Source organism: Eubacterium sulci ATCC 35585 (assembly GCA_001189495.1).
Taxonomy (GTDB): Bacteria; Bacillota; Clostridia; order Peptostreptococcales; family Anaerovoracaceae; genus Eubacterium_B; species Eubacterium_B sulci.
The window spans coordinates 1,082,260-1,099,849 of sequence record CP012068.1 but is presented as its reverse complement, the minus strand read 5'-3'; the positions used below and the strand labels follow the sequence as shown (position 1 = coordinate 1,099,849).

The following is a 17,590-nucleotide window of genomic DNA, read 5'->3' as shown; positions in this document are numbered from 1 at the left end:
ACAACGGCATAGATACATCACTTTATGTGGGTATAGAAGGACAGCCTGAAGAAGCAAGATATAGGTACAGAAATAAGATGGAGTATACCTTTGGAGATCTAGTCAAGGACGGGGAAATCACCCTAGGTATGCATAAGTCAGGACAGTTCATGTCAATAGTTACCGTTGATCATTGCCAGCTTGTCGACGAGGACTTTAATAAAATTTTGAGATGTACGCTCGACTTTGCAATAGAAAAGGGCTACAAGAAGTATCATAAGCGCACGCACACGGGACTTTTGCGCAATCTCTTAGTCAGAAAAGGCGTTAGAACAAAGGAACTTGTAGTAGATATTGTAACAAGCTCGGAAAGTGAATTTGATGATAAGGGCTGGGCAGAAAGACTTAAAGCACTAGAACTAAATAACAAGCTAGTTGGCATAGCACGAACCATAAACGATGGCCTAGCCGATGCAGTAAACTGCGATGAGCAGCATATAATTGAGGGTAGAGACTATTACTTTGAGAACCTTCTAGGACTTGAGTTTAGAGTAAACCTCTTTTCATTCTTCCAAACTAATGTAAATGCCGTTGAAAAGCTATATACGGAGGCGATAAACCTCTTTGATGATATAGAAGGGAAGACTGTATTTGACCTATACTGTGGCACAGGTACTATCTCACAGGTCGTAGCATCAAAGGCAAAGCACGTAGTTGGAGTTGATATAGTGCCAGACTCAATACATGCAGCTGAAGAAAATGCGAAAATAAATGGAATAGAAAACTGCGAGTTCATCTGCGGAGATGTGTTTGAGGTGCTAGATTCAGTAGAAAAATTACCAGATGCGATAATAGTTGATCCACCAAGAGTTGGTATCCAAACAAAGGCTGTAAACAAGATAGCAGGCTATGGCGTAGACGAAATCGTTTATATATCCTGCAATCCAAAGACCATGGCAATAGACCTAGTAGACTTCCAGAATATGGGCTACGAAATAAAATATATCAAAGCATACGACAATTTCGTGTGGGCTAAACATACTGAGGCTGTAGTCCTTTTGGTTAAGGCCTAAAGGCCGTAAACCAAAAGATGGCACTGCCCATGCGACAGCTGTCCAAGAGCAAGGAACGAAGTGACGATGCGATTGGAAACAGCGAACCGCTGAAGCCGTAACCCTATTAGTTAAGTCACGAAGTGACGCATCACCACTTTACTATTTACATTAAATTCATTGCATGATATATTATTTATAAGTAAAAACGTTCTGTTTTTTAGGGCGACCCCCCGACCCCTTTAGGTTGGGGAGCGAGTCGCCTTTTTTTATTCAATATAATTTTACCGTAATATATAAATCAAAAAACTTTTATTAAAATGTAGGTACAAAAGGTATGAATAAATTAAGTAACAAAGCAAAATTATGTATTTTATTTATTTCAATAGTCGTTACAAGTATTTGCTTAATTACATTACTATTGCATCATGATAATAAAACTTCTTGTATTCAAGTTGATAGTAAGGACATAATATCTACATATAAGTCTAAGTACTCCCAATTAGACTTGTATAAGCAAAATGATAAATTAATCATTAATGCGTATTCAAATAGTAAGTTTGATGAACCCAACCAACTAATCATTCCATTTAAAGGAGAAATAACAAAGGATGATATCTTAGTAAAGTGGAAAACCATAGGTGGCATGACTGTTGATGAAGACAGTGATGGTATTATTGTAGTAAATGTAATAATAAAAAAAGATGGTAAAACGATATGTAATGAAAATATAAGTCTTTGTGAAAAAGGTTGGGAAATATTTAATGATTATATAGGTAAATGATAGATAATTTCCTTACTACTTATTCAGGAGAACACTCCACTTTAAAGTATTCAAGTAATTTCATCATTGTCTCTTGTCCATCATAACAAGTATCAATTAAATAGCCAGGCTCATTTATATATTCACTTAATCCACGATAATAAAAGGACTTCTTTTTGTCCTCAATGATAAAAGGGACTAAATTATGTTTAAGGCACTCTTTGAACGCAATTAGTCTGCCAACTCGACCATTTCCGTCTTGAAATGGATGTATACATTCAAATCGGAAATGAAATTCTACGATGTCTTCAAAACTTATGTGAGTTTTCTCGGTATAAGAAAAAAGTAGATGTTGCATATCAGTTGCCACATCTTTTGGTTCTGATGTTTCCATACCACCTACAATGTTTGGACGAGCTTTATAATCTCCAACATTAAACCAAGACAGTGTTTCATCTTTTGTTCTACTTTTTAATATATAGTGAAGGTGTTTGATGCTTGACTCTGTCAAAGGTTCATCTGCGATATCAATGCAGTAGTCAATGGCTCTGAAATGGTTGATTGTCTCGATTATATCATCTACAGATAGGCTTTCTTCACTGTCTATAGTGTTGGTTTCGAATATGCGCCTTGTTTGGTCTTCGCTTAAAGCGCTGCCCTCCATGTGATTGGAATTATAGGTCATACGGATTTGAAGTTCGTGGTATAGACCACCGGATATCTTATAATCCTTTTCTTCTCTTAGCTGTCTGAGAAGGGGATTGTCACAAATAATTGTGTAAAGATCCTCTTCGGAGCAATGAAAGAAATCACATAATTTCCGTATAACAGAGGAAGAAAGCTTTTCGCCCCTTGAAATCTTCGCAATAGTTCTTGATGAAATATGAAGCAATTTCGTTAAATCGGATTTACATAGCTTATTTTGTTTTAATAATTTTAGTAAACCATTGTAATTATACATAATATGACCTCAACTCAATTTCTTTACTTATTATATCAAAAATGGAGCCAAAAGTAAAGATTATTAGAACTTAGGGTAAAGACTGAGGTTTTATATATAGTTAAAATATAGTTGGTTTATAAGTGAATTTAACATATAATTTAAAAGGTAAACTGTTATATATAATTAGACATATAGTCAGGAGATTAATATGCATGAACTAGTAACATTTGAATCTGCAAGTAAATATATTACAGAAATAATAACAGATTTTAAGGATTTGATTGTATCAAAGTACAAAGAATTACAAGATGCAGAATGGACATTTGATAAGGGGTCAACAAAAGTATGCACGGCTGATGAAAAGGGCAAGAAGAAACGATGCAAGGTCGGAATAGGATATATGTCAAAAGTAGCACTGACAGATGATATTGCAGTGGAAATTTGGGAATTGTTTATGTCATATTTTGATGATAGCTATGTACCTAAGCTAGAAAGAATCACAGGGAATGAAGAAATGGGAAGATTTGCGTTTTCAGCAAAGAACAATTATGGAGATATGATTGAATGTACAGTTAATACGCCAGGCGAATGGAACATTCCGCTCATTAGTATAACTGGGTATACTACTGCAAGATATAGAAATATTGATCTATAAATACTAATTTTATCAATAACACATGGCCAGCTTTGCTGGTCTTTTTCTTTGTCGCAGAACAACTCAACCACTTTAATTGTGATTTCTAATCTGTAACGAAGATTAGAACTACAATCTGCAAATGATTTTGCAAAGTATACTTGACAATAAATGCAAAGTGAACTATGCTAAAAATGCAAAGTGAACTTTGCTGAGGATATCTTTGACTAAAGGATAACAGAGGATGGAAAATGAGAAATAGAATTAAGGAACTGCGTAAGGAGCATAGACTCTCGCAGATGGACCTTGCTGATATCGTTGGAACAACTAGACAAACTATAACATCAATAGAGGTGGGAAAGTATACGGCATCACTACCGCTAGCATATAAGATAGCTAGGTATTTTGGGCTAAAGATAGAAGATGTATTCGATTTTACAGATATAGACGAGGAGGTCTAAATCATGGATAAGAGACTAGAAAAAGCAAAGAAAGAAATACAAAGACAAAATTTAATGATGTCATTTATTACTATAGGTTCGTTACTAAGTCTTATAAATGTGGATAGACTGACAAGGGGATATGAAAACCATGATCTCGCTAGCTTTATGACGTTTTTCTATCTTGGACTTTTAATAATAAGTAATATGATAATTCTATTTTACCTAGTGAGAAATCAAATGTATGCTAAAGACGAAAAGGCTCTACTTCGTATTTATAACGAAATGCATGACGAAAGAACTGCAAAGATAAAAGGAATAGTTGCCCAAAACACACTTGCCATATCTATTTTACCTATGGTAGCAGTTTCAATTTTACTTAGTTACATCAATGTATATATGTTTATAGGCGCGGTAATTATGCTTATACTTTTAGCTTTGATATTTTTAACCTGCAAAATTTATTATTACAGAAACTACTCCGACAAAGCTTAGATACATATTAATAGTTGAATTAATTCAATGACATTACCCTACTTACTGGGTGTCCAGTAAAGAGGGTACATATCAATTGCAGGGGATTTTTATGTGGATAAAGGACCTTATACATAATATAATAAGACATAAATACTTTTGCATGACGCATAAGGAGACAAGTTATGACTAAAATCCTATTCATCTGCCACGGCAATATCTGCCGCTCACCAATGGCAGAGTTCATATTTAAGAAAATGATTGCTGAAGCTGGGCTTGAAAATGAATATATAGTAGATTCAGCAGCGACAAGCACTGAGGAAATCTGGAATGGAGTTGGCAATCTAGTGTATCCGCCAGCACGAGAAAAATTAAAGGAACACGGAATATCGTGCGATGGTAAGAGAGCTCGCCAGATAACAAAGGAAGATGCATCAAAGTATGACCTTCTAATAGCAATGGACACGCGTAATCTAAAGAACATGGAGAAAGTGTTTGGAAATGAGGCTAAGCACAAGACACATCTTTTGCTAGAGTATACTGGAGATGCAAGAAGCATTTCAGATCCTTGGTATAGCAATGATTTTGATACAGCATATAATGAGATAGAGCAAGGTTGTAAGGCACTCTTTGAGTCGTTAGAAAGATAGCATAATTGAGTAGAGCGAGGAATTTAAAAGCATGAACGAATATCTAAAGGAATACATAAAGCTTAAGAAAAATTTTGTTGAACAGGATGAAGATAAGGCGAGTGTCTTAGCTCTTTATCAGTTTGCTGATAGGCTTGCTTTGATTGAAGATAAGGACGCAAAGGAAGTGCTTGTTGACGTATATCAGCAGCTTTATTTGATGGAAAGTGCATTTAAGCTTTTCGTAAATATATGTGATAAGAATGATAGAAAGCAGATTAAGAAGCTAGCAAATCTACAGAACCTATCACAAAGTCATGGAGATAGATTTGCATTAGCTAGACCTTTGACAGATGCTGAGAGAAATGCAAGAAGGGAGCGACTAAAGGACCTTCCGTTTTTTAAATATCACCCAGATCCACTTGAGACAGGTTCTTTTGAAGAGGGTGAGGAAAAGATTTGTCCTTGCTGTGGAAATAAAAGTAAGGTCTACTATTCATCATTTCCGTATTGCTCTGAGAATGTGGAGTATATCTGTCCAACATGCATATCAAATGGAGAAGCAGCAAGGACGTTTGATGCAAACTTTGTACAAAATGCTGAGTGGCATGGCGAGCCTGATATGGAAAAGGATGATGAGCTTTTTCATCGTACGCCTGGTTACATGAGCTGGCAGGGTGAGTACTGGCTTTCATGCTGTGATGATTACTGTGCATATATGGGAACAGTTGGAACTCGTGAACTCAAAGCCATGAATATAGCAGATGAGGTAATCGCAGAGTATGTCCAGAGGGGAGCCTTTGAAGATATTGAGGAATATCTTGTCAAAGATGGACCCATGTGTGGCTACCTGTTCAAGTGCCTCCATTGCGGTAAATATCACCTCTGGGTTGATGCAGATTAGCAAGGATAAGACGACGATTTTACCCATGCATAATTAAATATATAAGAGCGAAATCCTGCCAAGATTGGCAGGATTTTTGATGTGCATACTTCGTTTTGATATATCAAAATACATCGTAATCAGGTCTTTTCTTTAGATAATATAAAACGAATGCTCCAGTCTGGCATGTACTCATGATGCTTGTAATCAAAATGACTGCATTATGATTGTCAGAAAGTAAAAGACTTAAAGCTAGTCCGCTATATTCTACACGTTTATGTGTAATTGTTAAAATAACATATTGTTTTTCTCTTATGTAGAAATGAAGAATAAAATTACAATTTGTTAATAAATTTAGTGAATTTTGATTAGATAAGTATTATAATTATATTATTAAAAATATGAGGCATTGATTTTTACTAAGGAGGGACAAAAATGAAAGCTTCAACTCACTATAGCAAAGGGGCAGTGCTTGTTCTGTCATTTTTGCTTGCTTTTTTGATGCTGATGCCAGTAAATACAGTATATGCAGCTAGTTCGTATACTGTTACAGGCACTGAAACATCAGATGAATTAACAAAAGTTATCGACGGAACGACAGTCGATGCATCAGGCAATCCATACGATGAAATCATCTTCCCAGCAGGAACATATACATTTAATATGACATCTCCTGTGCACGTTAGAAGAACTGTGATAATCAAAGCTGATGCGGGGGCACAGGTTACACTTAACGGTGGAGATTTTAGAGGATATGCTAACTCAAATATCACTTTTACAGGTACAGGTAGCTTTCTTTTGATGAATCCAAACACCTATGGCATATGGTCAAATGATGCATCTGCAGTATTTAACTTTGATAACACTAACTTTACTATTGATGGAGCTCCAGGCTTTGGCTTCTATGCTTTGCTTGGTGGAAACACAACAAACATCAAAGGTGGAACATTCACAATCAGAAACTGTGCACAGAATGGAAATGAAGGCGGACTTGAATTAGATGGTGGTGCACTTAATATATCAGATGGTGCTCAGGTTACTTTCGAAAATAATGGAAACGGAACCTTTGGCGATATGTACATGAATGGACAAATGACTGTTTCGGGTGTAAACACTAAGCTTACAATAAATGAGAGCAGAGGTGGAACAACTGGATATGCTATGGTAATACCTAGCTCTGGCCATTTAACAGTTGATGGAGCTACAGTAGAAATTAATACAACTGCAGCACCTAGAGGGATAAATGCAGCAGGCAACGCAAATGAAGTAATCAAACTAATAAACGGTGCAAAGCTCAATGTAAAGGCATCTAGTGGTGTAGCAAGAAGCGGAATAAGAAGGGCAAAAATCGTGGTAGATCAGAATAGTTCTTTGAATGTAGAAGGCTATGCGTACGCACTTGATGGAAGCATTCTAGTAGCAAACGATTTAGCTCACGTTACACTAAAGGGAACTACAAGTGATAATGGCTCTGCAGTTGGCTTCACTGGAGGAACAAATGGATCTATAATCATGGGCGGTTCAGTTTTAGAAAATGCAGCTACTCATATAGTAAACGGAGTTGAGGAAGCAATAACAACAAATACAGCTGTTGAGACTAAGCCGGTTAATGCTGCAGGAGAGGAACTGACTCGCTTTGATATAACAGGTATTGCAAACGGCACAATAAATATTGCATCTGATCCTGATAATCCTAGTCATTCAGGATATACATATAGAGTAGGAGAGGTACATGATGGAACTGCATATGTTTGGGCTCCTGCATCAAAGGTAAACTTCTGGGAAAGCAAAGAAGCCTTTGATAATGCTGATGCAACAAAGCTTATAAAAACGCTTCTTACCATACGTGGAAATAATTTGGAGCTCGTAGGCGCTACGCTTCCTACAACAAATGCCCCAGCAGGAAAAGTATTCTCACATTGGCAGGATGTTGCAACTGGCCAGAGTTTTGATTCTACAACAGCTATATCAAAGACGGTAGCCAATGTATATGCTGTCTATAAGGACAAACCAGCTCAACCTGTAAAACCACCAGTAAAACCTGTTAAAGCAAAAGCACCAAATACTGGTGACAATTCTTCAATTATCTATGGAGCTATTCTAACAAGCTCATTTTTAGCACTTATGCTAGCTGGAAAATTAAGAAGAAGAGCCTAATCTAAATATAACAAGCAAAGTATTTAGGTCTAAAGTGTTTAACTAGCATTAGATTCAGAAGTATGTATAGGCAAATGTTAATTATGGCATTTGCCTTTTTTTATTAGATAAAATCTTGCAAATTTTTAAAATAGTTATATACTTAAAGTGTAAAAAATAATATCGTTTATGTCTTAAGAGAGGTGTATTATGTTAATATTAAAAGTAATCGCTATTTCGCTAGGATTGACATTTACATTGTTTGGCTATTTGATTCACTTTAAGAAGAGGTATGGTCTCGTCAATGGATTTGAGGCAGATTTTAGGGCGGGACGTAAGACAGAGAGCTATGCTAGTCAAATTGGACTAATTGAATTTGTAATAGGGGTAGTAATTTCTGTTGCAGCGATAGCATTAATTATATTTGAATAATTGACATAGAAAGGAATGCCATGCCAGCTATAGAAAAAAACGAAATCAATAATAAAGAGCTTAAGGAAAGAATCGCAGATGTTGCAGTTAGCCTTTTGGAGGAGGGCATAGATTATACAGAACTTGCCTATACAACTGTTGAATTTGGTTATCTGTTTGATATTGAAGATCACGGATTAGAGGCAATTCTTAAGGTTATTACCGATAAGCTCACTGCGTATTTTGCAGTTCAGGGTACAAGTATGATGAGACTTAATTTCTCCGATGAACTGTTCGAAACAACAGTTGCTGGATTTTTAGATTTACATAGTTAATTTGGGAGAATTCATATGGGATTAAATATGGGCTTTTGGATATTTATGTTTATAATGACATTGCTAATACCACTATCATTAATTATGATCTGGTATATTTGTCCGAGAATTAAATCGCGTAATAGCTGGATGGGTTATAGAACCTCGCGTTCTATGAGAAATCAGAAGACTTGGGAATTTGCTCAAAGAGCTTGCTCTAGTATTTCTTTAAAGATGTTTTTTCCTACTGTAATTTTAGCGATTGCAATCATGCCACTATGCATGACAAAGGATATTAATGTAATAGGGTGGGTAGGTCTTGGAATTACGGTAGCGCAACTTATAAGCTATTTAATAATTATTTACTTAACAGAAAGAGCACTAAAAAATGAATTCAAATAATAACTATGTAAAAACTGTAGGAATTGTCAGCTTGTCGTCTGGAATTATTGGTGAAGACTCAGTTCAACATGAAGTCAAAATAGGAATTGAACGTCTAAAAAAGTTTGGACTTAATGTAAAGTTTATGGAACATTCACGTAAGGGACTATCATATATAAGCGAGCATCCTGAAAAAAGAGCTGAGGATCTGATAAATGCATTTAAAGATGATTCGATAGATATGATTTTGTGCGCAATAGGCGGAGATGATACCTATAAACTATTACCATATCTATTTGACAATGATGAATTAAAAAAAGTCGTTAAGCAAAAGATTTTTCTAGGATTCTCAGATACTACGATGAATCACTTGATGCTTCATAAACTAGGTATAAAAACATTTTATGGACAGTCATTCTTTGCAGACTTATGTGAGCTTGATGAATGTATGCTACCATATACGGAAAAATATTTTGTTGAGCTAATTAGAACTGGTAAAATAAAAAAAATAGAGCCAAGCGATGTATGGTATGAAGAACGTAAGGACTTTGGAATAGATGCAGTAGGTACCAAAAGAGTTGAACATCATGATTCTGGGTTTATTTTGCTGCAAGGAAGTGAAGTTTTTAGTGGTGAAATACTAGGAGGTTGTATAGAAAGTATATATGATATCTTCGATTCTAGTTATCATAGTGACTCTGTTGAGGTATGTCAAAAGTATCAGTTGTTTCCAAAACTTGATGATTGGAAAGATAAGATACTTCTTATTGAGACAGCTGAAGGGGCATCAGCTCCAGATGAATATAGAAAGATGGTTAAAGCACTCAAAAAAAGTGGAATATTTGATGTGCTCAGTGGCGTTATTGTAGGTAAGCCTATAGACAATTTATATGCTGAGGAATATAAACAGATTCTTATTGAGGTAATTGATGATCCGAATCTGCCAATTGTATTCAATATCAATATAGGGCATGCAACACCAAGAGCAATCATTCCTTTCGGAGTTAAAGCAACTGTAGATACTGACAGACAAGTAATTGAATTTGATGTATAAGAAAACACCGTTATATAACGGTGTTTTCTACTTGTTTTTTACTTTTGCGATGTATATATACAAATATTGCAATCATTGGTCCCATGCATAGGTATGAAATTCCTAGGATTAGCGAATAGCTAAAGTCAGTATCCCATGCTGGAGGCAAGGTGCTTAGGAAGTTGTTAATTATGTGTACCATGATTACCAGGAATAGCGACCTTGTCTTCTTGTAGTAGTAGGCGAGTATAATTCCTAGAATTGCGGTGTAGACCCCTTGAATGAAACTACCATGCCATGCACCGAACATCACGCCTGATATCACGATTGGAATCCAAGGTGTTTCAATAGCCTTTTCTAAACTTCTATATATAAGCCCTCTAAACATTATCTCTTCAACAATAGGTCCTACAATGGCAATTGCTAGAAGTGTCCATAGATATGGACTTTGTTCCATATCATCGTAGAGAGTTGAGAAGTTTTGTACTTGATCGTTTAACGATTGGAAATGTCTAGATATATACTCAAATAATTCAAGCCAAATTGTTGAAACTCCACCAACACCAAATGAAATAATAATGGTGAATAAGGTCGATTGTGGCTTTGATAGCCGTACCTCTGGTTCAAGCTTTTCTCTAAACATAAGCTTGTAGAGTATTAGATAAACTATAATTAGTGATATTGAAATGCTAGCGTCAATAAAGCTTGCGCTTCTATTTACAAAGTCATCACTAAGTGGAAGGTAAGTTAATAGCATTTTAGGGATTATATAAAATATATTAGTTAGATACTCATTTGCTATCCAGAGTGCGATTGGAAAAAGCAAAAAGAGGATTTTTTTCTTGTCAAATGGTTTTCTTTCCAATTAAATCTCCTTTATTAAAATAGTTACATGAAATATTTTATATTATAGCACAAATTATTGATGTCCAAACATCGACTTACTTTATATAAATATAAGCATTTCCTTTATTAATTATCTCTTTTTGATATAATATTATCATGGAAAGAATATATATAGCTGGTGGATGCCTTTGGGGCGTACAGCATTTTTTTAAAAGTATACCAGGTGTTTTGAACACAGAGGCCGGAAGGGCAAATGGTTGTACAAACTCTTTAGATGGTGAATACGATGGATATGCAGAGTGCGTAAGAGTGGATTTTGATGAGGAGGTTTGCAGTGTAGACGCTTTGATGCAATATTTATTTGAGATTATTGATCCATATAGCATTAATAAACAGGGTGTAGATGAGGGACCAAAGTATAGGACGGGGATTTATAGTACTTTGGATAAGCATCTTGAGGAAGCTAGGAATTTCATCGCCTCTAGAGATGACTGCGACAGGATAGCTGTTGAGGTTAAGCCTTTGACTAATTATGTAAGGAGTGCTGATGAGCATCAGGATAGACTAGAGCACTATCCGAAGGATTATAGTTACTGCCATATTCCACTTGAGGTTATGAATAAGTACCGGATATAACAGGTGCTGGATACTAATTACGAGACGTAAATCACAAAATAAACGCTCTGATTTGCAAGAAAAGGACTATTCTTAAAATTAGATAGTATTGCAATTTGTGTATGATTGTTATACTATTAATTTACAGAATAATGTATTCAAAATTACAGAATTGTACTGATGGATACAAGCTTGTGATTCTATATACGATATCATGATTTATCTGTATAGTTCACATTTGGGGGAGAATTTAAATAGATAGGGGATAACAACATGAGATTTAAGAAACTAATGGCTATGTCATTTGCAGCTGTTATGGTTTTTACCAGTGCAATGGCTAATATTATTCCTGCATATGCCGAATCGGGTAGCCAAAGTGGTATGGCAGCAATAAGTTCAATGAATTCAAATATTGACTTCGGTGCAAGTGGCACGCTAAAAATAAATTTAAAGCCTACATCTCAGACAGAGGTAAAGACAGAGGCAAATATTACTACAGGTATAGAAATCGATGCAACAGGGCTGACCAAGCCAGTTGATGGCCTATATCTTGAAATCGAAGTACCTACAAAGCAGACTTCTAAGAACCAAAATGATAGTACAAATATCGAAGCAGGAACATATTTAGATAATTTTTCTACACCTGCAGCAAATACACAACCTATTATAAAGTCTGAGCAGACAATCGTTACTCCAGACGGAAAGACGATTAAACGTATTTATCTAAACAAAGTTGATACAACAGTTAAGCTAGAACTACCTTATGTAATGAGTTTTGCTGATAAAACTACACCTAAGGATTTTAAGTTGAATCCAGTTGTTCGCGTATACGATGCGAACGGAAACACGCTTGCAACACTAAATGATAATATATATGGTGTAATTTATGACAAGCCTTGGCTTATGAAGCAAGTTGCTGGTGAAGAAACTAATGACCAGCTTGTTTATGGTGGGGTTAGCAGTAATACTGATCCAAAATCTCTATCAACAGATAAAACATCAGATGTAATTTTTAATTTCAATCTATATCAGTCTTCAAGAGCCTATCGCTCAATTGTTATTACAGATACTTTGCCAACATATAAGGATGAAGCGGGTAACACTTTGACTGCTCATTTTGATCAGGCGAAGAATCCTAATTGGACACTAAGCGCAGATGGAAAATCTGTTACGCTCAAATTTGATTTGCCAGCAGGTGTAAGGGATATAAGGGACTATATCAGAGATAATCTGCCAAGTAACTCGATTTTGAAGTTATCATTCCCAGGTGCAAAATATATGAATGGTACAAATCGTGTAAACTTCAGTAATACAGCAAGCCTTCAGGGAATTCCATATAATCCAAGCGTAGCGGAAGATACAATAGGACAGGTACCAGGAAATGAACATAACTTCGGAAGCAACACCAAGAATTTCCGTCTAGCTGGTGATGAGTATACTGGCGATGGTATGCTAGGTAAGAAGGGCCCTAGAACAATTCAATATGATAAGAACAGTCTCGCAGTTAAGGAAATAGAATATGCCATCAAGCTCGTAAATAAGCTTGATAAACCAATGACAGATATTGAAATCATAGAGGATGTAGCAAATACAGGTAATAGACTCTTTATGACAGGTTTAAATGGAAACCTTGTGGGAGTCGGATCTAGAGTTCCCCTAAATATGTCAAAAATTGAGCTAAGAGGATATAAAGTAGACGGAACTTACGATGTGCTGGCACTGCAAAATAATGGTGCGAGCTGGCTATATAAGGCTGACATTAATTCAGAGGGAAAGGCTAAGCTCCAGGAATACTTAGATAATATAAATCAGGGAACTATGAACGCAGATGACGCAGTCGCTATAGACCCTAAGTATAAGAAGGTTGGAATCTACTTCAAGGATTTAACTCTTGATCCAACAAAGAACATAGAGTTTAGTATCAAGATGATGTTTATAGATCCATTTAGAGAAAAGTATAGTGCAGACCCTCTAACAAATGTGATTAAAGCAAATGTTAACAGAGTTAATGAAGATGGAAGTAAAGACCCGCTTAAGCTATCAGGTGATTGGAATACTTTCTATACACCATTTAGTGAAAAGGTTTGGCTATCAAAGGAATCACGCTATCAAAGAGTGGGAATGCCAAATGAACGCTTCACAGCTAGAGTTGGTTTCAGATTAGATACTTTATCAAGTGCGCGCTATCTCAAAAATCCAACGTTCATAGATCTTCTTCCTACTGGCGTTTCCTATGATAATCTAACAAATGTTGCACCTGTGCTTTCGAATATGCAACCACAGTCGGTAGAGTTCATTAAAAACTATAATGACACGGGACGCGATGCTGTTAAAATTGTTGCACCATCGGGATATGTATATCAGTATCAAAGTTTGACGTTTGATATTGCAGATCTAATCATCAATGACAACATAATACCAAGCAAAGCTGAAAATGATGAAATAAATAATGATAATGTTGTCTACTTTTATGCAGACAATTGGACAAAGGGAACACCAGAGGAATTTTCAGGTCTTTACAATGAGAATAACTTTGTAAAGGATGATTTAGATATTAACAAAAATGGTATCGTTGATGAGACAATTCTTAAGGCGGTAGCTAAGGTATTAGGTAATAATGTAGAGAGCATTCAGTCAGATAAACATATTAGGAGTCTTGAACCAAGTGTTGCTGGTGGAGCTGCTGTTTTGAGCAGAACATTTACAAAGAATACCATAACTACCGATTTCTCAGGAGATGGTGAAAATGGTGGCCTATTCCAGTATCGCATGAGCGTTCGTAACTATTACAATACGCCTATGGACAGAATTTTGATGTATGATGTTCTTCCTCATGTTGGTGATGGAAGAGGCTCTAGCTTTAGCAATACTCTTCAGGGACCTATTGAACTTAAAATAGGAGCAAATGATGTTAGTGGAGATTATTATATTTACTATCGCACTGACAGGTATCCTAATAAAGATGATGCTAATGAACTTAATAGCAGTGCTTGGAAGGAAAACCCTGGTGATTACACCAAGGTTAAAGCTATCAAAATTGTAGGTAAGAATGGAACAATTCTAGAGCCATATAAGGTCCTTTCCGCATATTTAACTATGAAGAGTCCTGAATATAATCCAATGCTTTCGGAAACATTTGCACATAATACTCTTAGTGTCATATATAATAACGAGACAAGATTGCGTGAGACTGATAAGGTTTCAAATCAACTTATCGATACAATGTCAATTGAAGCAACAAAGAAATGGCTAGATTCTGATGGTAACGCGATTAATGCACCAGAAGTTAACGAAATTACTGTTAAGCTTTTTGCTGATGGAGTAAATACTGAGAAGACCTTAAAAATTACAGCAGCAAATAATTGGAAGGCAACTTTTACGCATCTACGTAAGTATAATGTTGAGCAACATAACGATGGAACAGTAACTAAGACTGCTATCGTATACACGATTAAGGAAGCTAACCAAGACGAAAACAATATTAGCGTATATAACGGTAAGAGCTACGAAGTTACATCAACCAGCACCGAGGCTAATCAAGCAACTGTTGAAAACCAAGCTACTTTGACAATTACAAATAAACTTGTTCAAGAAAAGGTGTCCATACCGGTTAAGAAGAATTGGGTAAACGATGAAAACTCGCTTTCGAGTCGTCCAAACCAGATACATGTGAGACTCTTTGCAGATGGTGTAGAACTTACAGATGTCTATGTGAAAGCTACAGATAACTGGGAGTATACTTTTACAAATCTTCCAAAGTATAATGGGCTTGATGAAATTAAATATACAATCAAGGAAGATGTAGTTTCTGGTTATAAGACGAAAATAACAGATGGTGCACAAGGATATGAGATTACAAATAGCTTTGAGCCTGTAATTCCACCTCCACCAAATGTGCCACCTACAAATAACAAGCCAACACCAAAGACACCGCCTAAAACACCGAATACGGGTGATATTGCAAATACTATGATATATATATCTATGATGTTTATGTCACTTGCAGCGATTATACTTATTGTAGTACGACTTAAAATTACTCATATGAATAGGAGATAATATGAGGCTTTTTCTTAACACATTACCTAAATATGAGAGCAGGGCTGAGGAAATACTTATGCCACTTCTAGATTTACTAAAGAAGTTGACACTACTTGAAGAAGAAATCTTCGAAAGAGATGAATCTTTAGAAGCAGAGAAGAAGGAACTTAATATTCCTGAATATCAGGTTCACCCTAGATGGGAAGATTTGATGGACGAATACTATGATAGATACACTGATCTAATCGAGGGTAGGGTAAGTAATAAACTTCTTTCAAAGGGGTATGCTAGTTCATGTGGATTTCCAAGCAATTACTCATATGCTAAAGGCGATGATTTTGATGCCACGTTCACAATGAAAAGAGAAAAACTTGCAACTGTGGTTATAGATTATATAGATGTCACAGAGATGAGGCATAAGTTTGTTCTTAGATTAGACGAAAATAATTGGCTTATCGACGAGAAGTATTATGGCTTTGCTGGTGAAAATAAGTGGTATTCAGATAGAATTTAATTTAGAGGGTCATCCTAGGAATCGTAAATTGTGATTTTCTAAGGATGGCTCTTTTTTTTATAAAATATTAATGTAACTGTTTAGGTTACATCAAAGAGGGTATAATTTAAGCAAGAAGGAGGAAAGCATATGCAAATTTCTAGTAAATTTACAGTTGCATTACATATTCTTACATGTGTGGATGCCTTTAAGAATGAATACAAGGTAACGAGCGATTTTCTAGCAGGAAGTATAAATACAAATCCTGTCATAGTTCGAAGGCTTCTGACAAAGCTGAAAAATGCTGGACTAATAAAAGTAGCAAGAGGTACTGGAGGAATCGAGTTGACTAGACCTCTAAATAAGATTAGTTTCCTTGATGTATACGCAGCAACTGAACCAGAGAATAAGGCAGATTTATTTAGATTTCACGAATCACCAAATCCAAACTGTCCAGTTGGTAGAAACATACACAATTTGCTTGATGGAAAGCTTGCAGCGATACAGGAAGCAATGGAAAGTGAAATGAAAAGATATACAATTGCTGATCTAAGTTCTGAACTACATGAACTGTTAAGGGAACAAGAATAGATATAGTAAGATATTGCATTTGAACTGATGATGGGGGTATGGATATGAGAGAATTTAATAAACAAAATGACAGGCTCAACTATCTTCTAGAGGCTTTTAAGGACGATTCAAAGAGTTATAAAGATATAAATGTACCAAGTGGTGTGCAAGAAAAAGTACGTATGATACGATCTTTGATGAATATTCGTATGCCAGGGAAAATGCCAGATGCGATAATCAAAGTTCAAGATGAGTATCTCAAGGAGTGTGCTAAGAAAAAAGGTATTGTTGAAGTATCTGATATTGAAATAATAAAGGAAAATATCTCAATATGGCAGGGGGATATAACAAGGCTAAAATTAGATGCCATAGTTAATGCGGCAAACTCTCAGATGCTTGGTTGCTTTATACCTATGCATACTTGTATTGATAACCAGATACATACCTTTGCAGGGGTACAGCTTAGGGATGAGTGTAATCGTAAGATGAATGAGCTTAGAAAAATATATGGAAGAAATTACGAGCAGCCTACTGCAATTCCAATGCTGACAGATGCATATAATCTTCCTGCAAAGAAAGTAATACATATAGTAGGTCCTATTGTTGATTCTAGACTTACATCAAAGAAAGAAGAAGAGCTTTCTTTATGTTATGAGAATATACTTAATATGTGTCAAGCAAATGACCTAAGAAGCGTAGCCTTTTGCTGCATTTCAACAGGAGTTTTTCATTTTCCAAATAGGAAAGCAGCAGAAATTGCAACAGCAACTGTACAAAAATGGAATACAGAGCATCCTGGTGCGATGGATAGAATAGTATTTAATGTATTTAAGGATGAGGATAGGGGGTACTATGAGGAGTTTCTACGATAAAAAGACGGTTATAGAGATACTATCCAGAAAGGTCTTGCGACAACTAGAAATATAGGAAATGGCATATATTTTCCTGACAAG

Annotated in this window: 18 protein-coding genes and 1 pseudogene; 17 read left to right on the top strand and 2 right to left on the bottom strand. The window is 35.8% G+C overall.

Annotated features, from left to right (window positions below; genetic code table 11):
- Positions 1-23: 23 nt before the first annotated feature.
- A pseudogene (locus ADJ67_05060) lies at positions 24-1,052 on the top strand (RNA methyltransferase).
- Between the two features lie 316 nt (positions 1,053-1,368).
- Positions 1,369-1,815: a hypothetical protein gene (locus ADJ67_05055; GenBank protein ID AKT47076.1), complete on the top strand. Its 447-nt coding sequence runs from the start codon at positions 1,369-1,371 to the stop codon at positions 1,813-1,815.
- Positions 1,816-1,834: 19 nt separating this feature from the next.
- On the opposite strand, the gene ADJ67_05050 is transcribed toward ADJ67_05055, so the two are convergent.
- On the bottom strand, positions 1,835-2,755 hold the full coding sequence (locus ADJ67_05050; GenBank protein AKT47075.1) for a cell filamentation protein Fic: 921 nt from the start codon (positions 2,753-2,755) through the stop codon (positions 1,835-1,837).
- A 190-nt stretch (positions 2,756-2,945) separates the two neighbouring features.
- On the opposite strand from ADJ67_05050, the gene ADJ67_05045 reads away from it, so the two are divergent.
- The 10 genes from ADJ67_05045 to ADJ67_05000 all read left to right on the top strand — a co-directional run bounded on the left by ADJ67_05045 (position 2,946) and on the right by ADJ67_05000 (position 10,093).
- Complete coding sequence (locus tag ADJ67_05045) at positions 2,946-3,392, top strand: hypothetical protein (protein ID AKT47074.1); 447 nt, start codon at positions 2,946-2,948, stop codon at positions 3,390-3,392.
- 230 nt (positions 3,393-3,622) lie between these two features.
- On the top strand, positions 3,623-3,832 hold the full coding sequence (locus ADJ67_05040) for a Cro/Cl family transcriptional regulator (GenBank protein AKT47073.1): 210 nt from the start codon (positions 3,623-3,625) through the stop codon (positions 3,830-3,832).
- Between the two features lie 3 nt (positions 3,833-3,835).
- The gene (locus ADJ67_05035) at positions 3,836-4,306 is read left to right on the top strand and encodes a hypothetical protein (protein ID AKT47072.1); all 471 of its coding nucleotides are present in this window, start codon (positions 3,836-3,838) and stop codon (positions 4,304-4,306) included.
- Between the two features lie 164 nt (positions 4,307-4,470).
- The gene (locus tag ADJ67_05030; protein ID AKT47071.1) at positions 4,471-4,935 is read left to right on the top strand and encodes a phosphotyrosine protein phosphatase; all 465 of its coding nucleotides are present in this window, start codon (positions 4,471-4,473) and stop codon (positions 4,933-4,935) included.
- 31 nt (positions 4,936-4,966) lie between these two features.
- The gene (locus tag ADJ67_05025) at positions 4,967-5,818 is read left to right on the top strand and encodes a colicin E2 tolerance protein CbrC-like protein (protein AKT47070.1); all 852 of its coding nucleotides are present in this window, start codon (positions 4,967-4,969) and stop codon (positions 5,816-5,818) included.
- Between the two features lie 414 nt (positions 5,819-6,232).
- The gene (locus ADJ67_05020; protein ID AKT47069.1) at positions 6,233-7,954 is read left to right on the top strand and encodes a sortase; all 1,722 of its coding nucleotides are present in this window, start codon (positions 6,233-6,235) and stop codon (positions 7,952-7,954) included.
- 189 nt (positions 7,955-8,143) lie between these two features.
- Complete coding sequence (locus ADJ67_05015) at positions 8,144-8,365, top strand: hypothetical protein (protein ID AKT47068.1); 222 nt, start codon at positions 8,144-8,146, stop codon at positions 8,363-8,365.
- Between the two features lie 20 nt (positions 8,366-8,385).
- Positions 8,386-8,679 carry a hypothetical protein gene (locus ADJ67_05010; GenBank protein ID AKT47067.1) on the top strand — a complete coding sequence of 98 codons (294 nt, stop codon included), beginning with the start codon at positions 8,386-8,388 and terminating at the stop codon, positions 8,677-8,679.
- A gap of 27 nt (positions 8,680-8,706) precedes the next feature.
- On the top strand, positions 8,707-9,060 hold the full coding sequence (locus ADJ67_05005; protein AKT47681.1) for a hypothetical protein: 354 nt from the start codon (positions 8,707-8,709) through the stop codon (positions 9,058-9,060).
- Positions 9,047-10,093, top strand: a complete 1,047-nt coding sequence (locus ADJ67_05000) for a carboxypeptidase (GenBank protein ID AKT47066.1) — start codon at positions 9,047-9,049, stop codon at positions 10,091-10,093. The genes ADJ67_05005 and ADJ67_05000 overlap by 14 nt, the downstream gene beginning before the upstream one ends.
- A gap of 10 nt (positions 10,094-10,103) precedes the next feature.
- Here the strand turns inward: ADJ67_05000 and ADJ67_04995 are convergent, their stop codons facing one another.
- The gene (locus ADJ67_04995) at positions 10,104-10,937 is read right to left on the bottom strand and encodes a CAAX protease (GenBank protein AKT47065.1); all 834 of its coding nucleotides are present in this window, start codon (positions 10,935-10,937) and stop codon (positions 10,104-10,106) included.
- 137 nt (positions 10,938-11,074) lie between these two features.
- Here ADJ67_04995 and ADJ67_04990 point away from each other — a divergent pair, with 137 nt between their 5' ends.
- The 5 genes from ADJ67_04990 (at position 11,075) to ADJ67_04970 (ending at position 17,509) form a co-directional block, all read left to right on the top strand.
- Entirely contained in the window at positions 11,075-11,554 is a 480-nt protein-coding gene (locus ADJ67_04990) for a methionine sulfoxide reductase A (protein AKT47064.1), read from the top strand.
- A gap of 252 nt (positions 11,555-11,806) precedes the next feature.
- On the top strand, positions 11,807-15,592 hold the full coding sequence (locus tag ADJ67_04985; protein AKT47063.1) for a hypothetical protein: 3,786 nt from the start codon (positions 11,807-11,809) through the stop codon (positions 15,590-15,592).
- A 1-nt stretch (position 15,593) separates the two neighbouring features.
- Complete coding sequence (locus ADJ67_04980; protein ID AKT47062.1) at positions 15,594-16,088, top strand: hypothetical protein; 495 nt, start codon at positions 15,594-15,596, stop codon at positions 16,086-16,088.
- A gap of 129 nt (positions 16,089-16,217) precedes the next feature.
- Entirely contained in the window at positions 16,218-16,658 is a 441-nt protein-coding gene (locus ADJ67_04975; GenBank protein AKT47061.1) for a transcriptional regulator, read from the top strand.
- Positions 16,659-16,702: 44 nt separating this feature from the next.
- Positions 16,703-17,509, top strand: coding sequence for a macro domain protein (locus tag ADJ67_04970; GenBank protein ID AKT47060.1), 807 nt, complete (start codon positions 16,703-16,705; stop codon positions 17,507-17,509).
- Positions 17,510-17,590 lie beyond the last annotated feature (81 nt).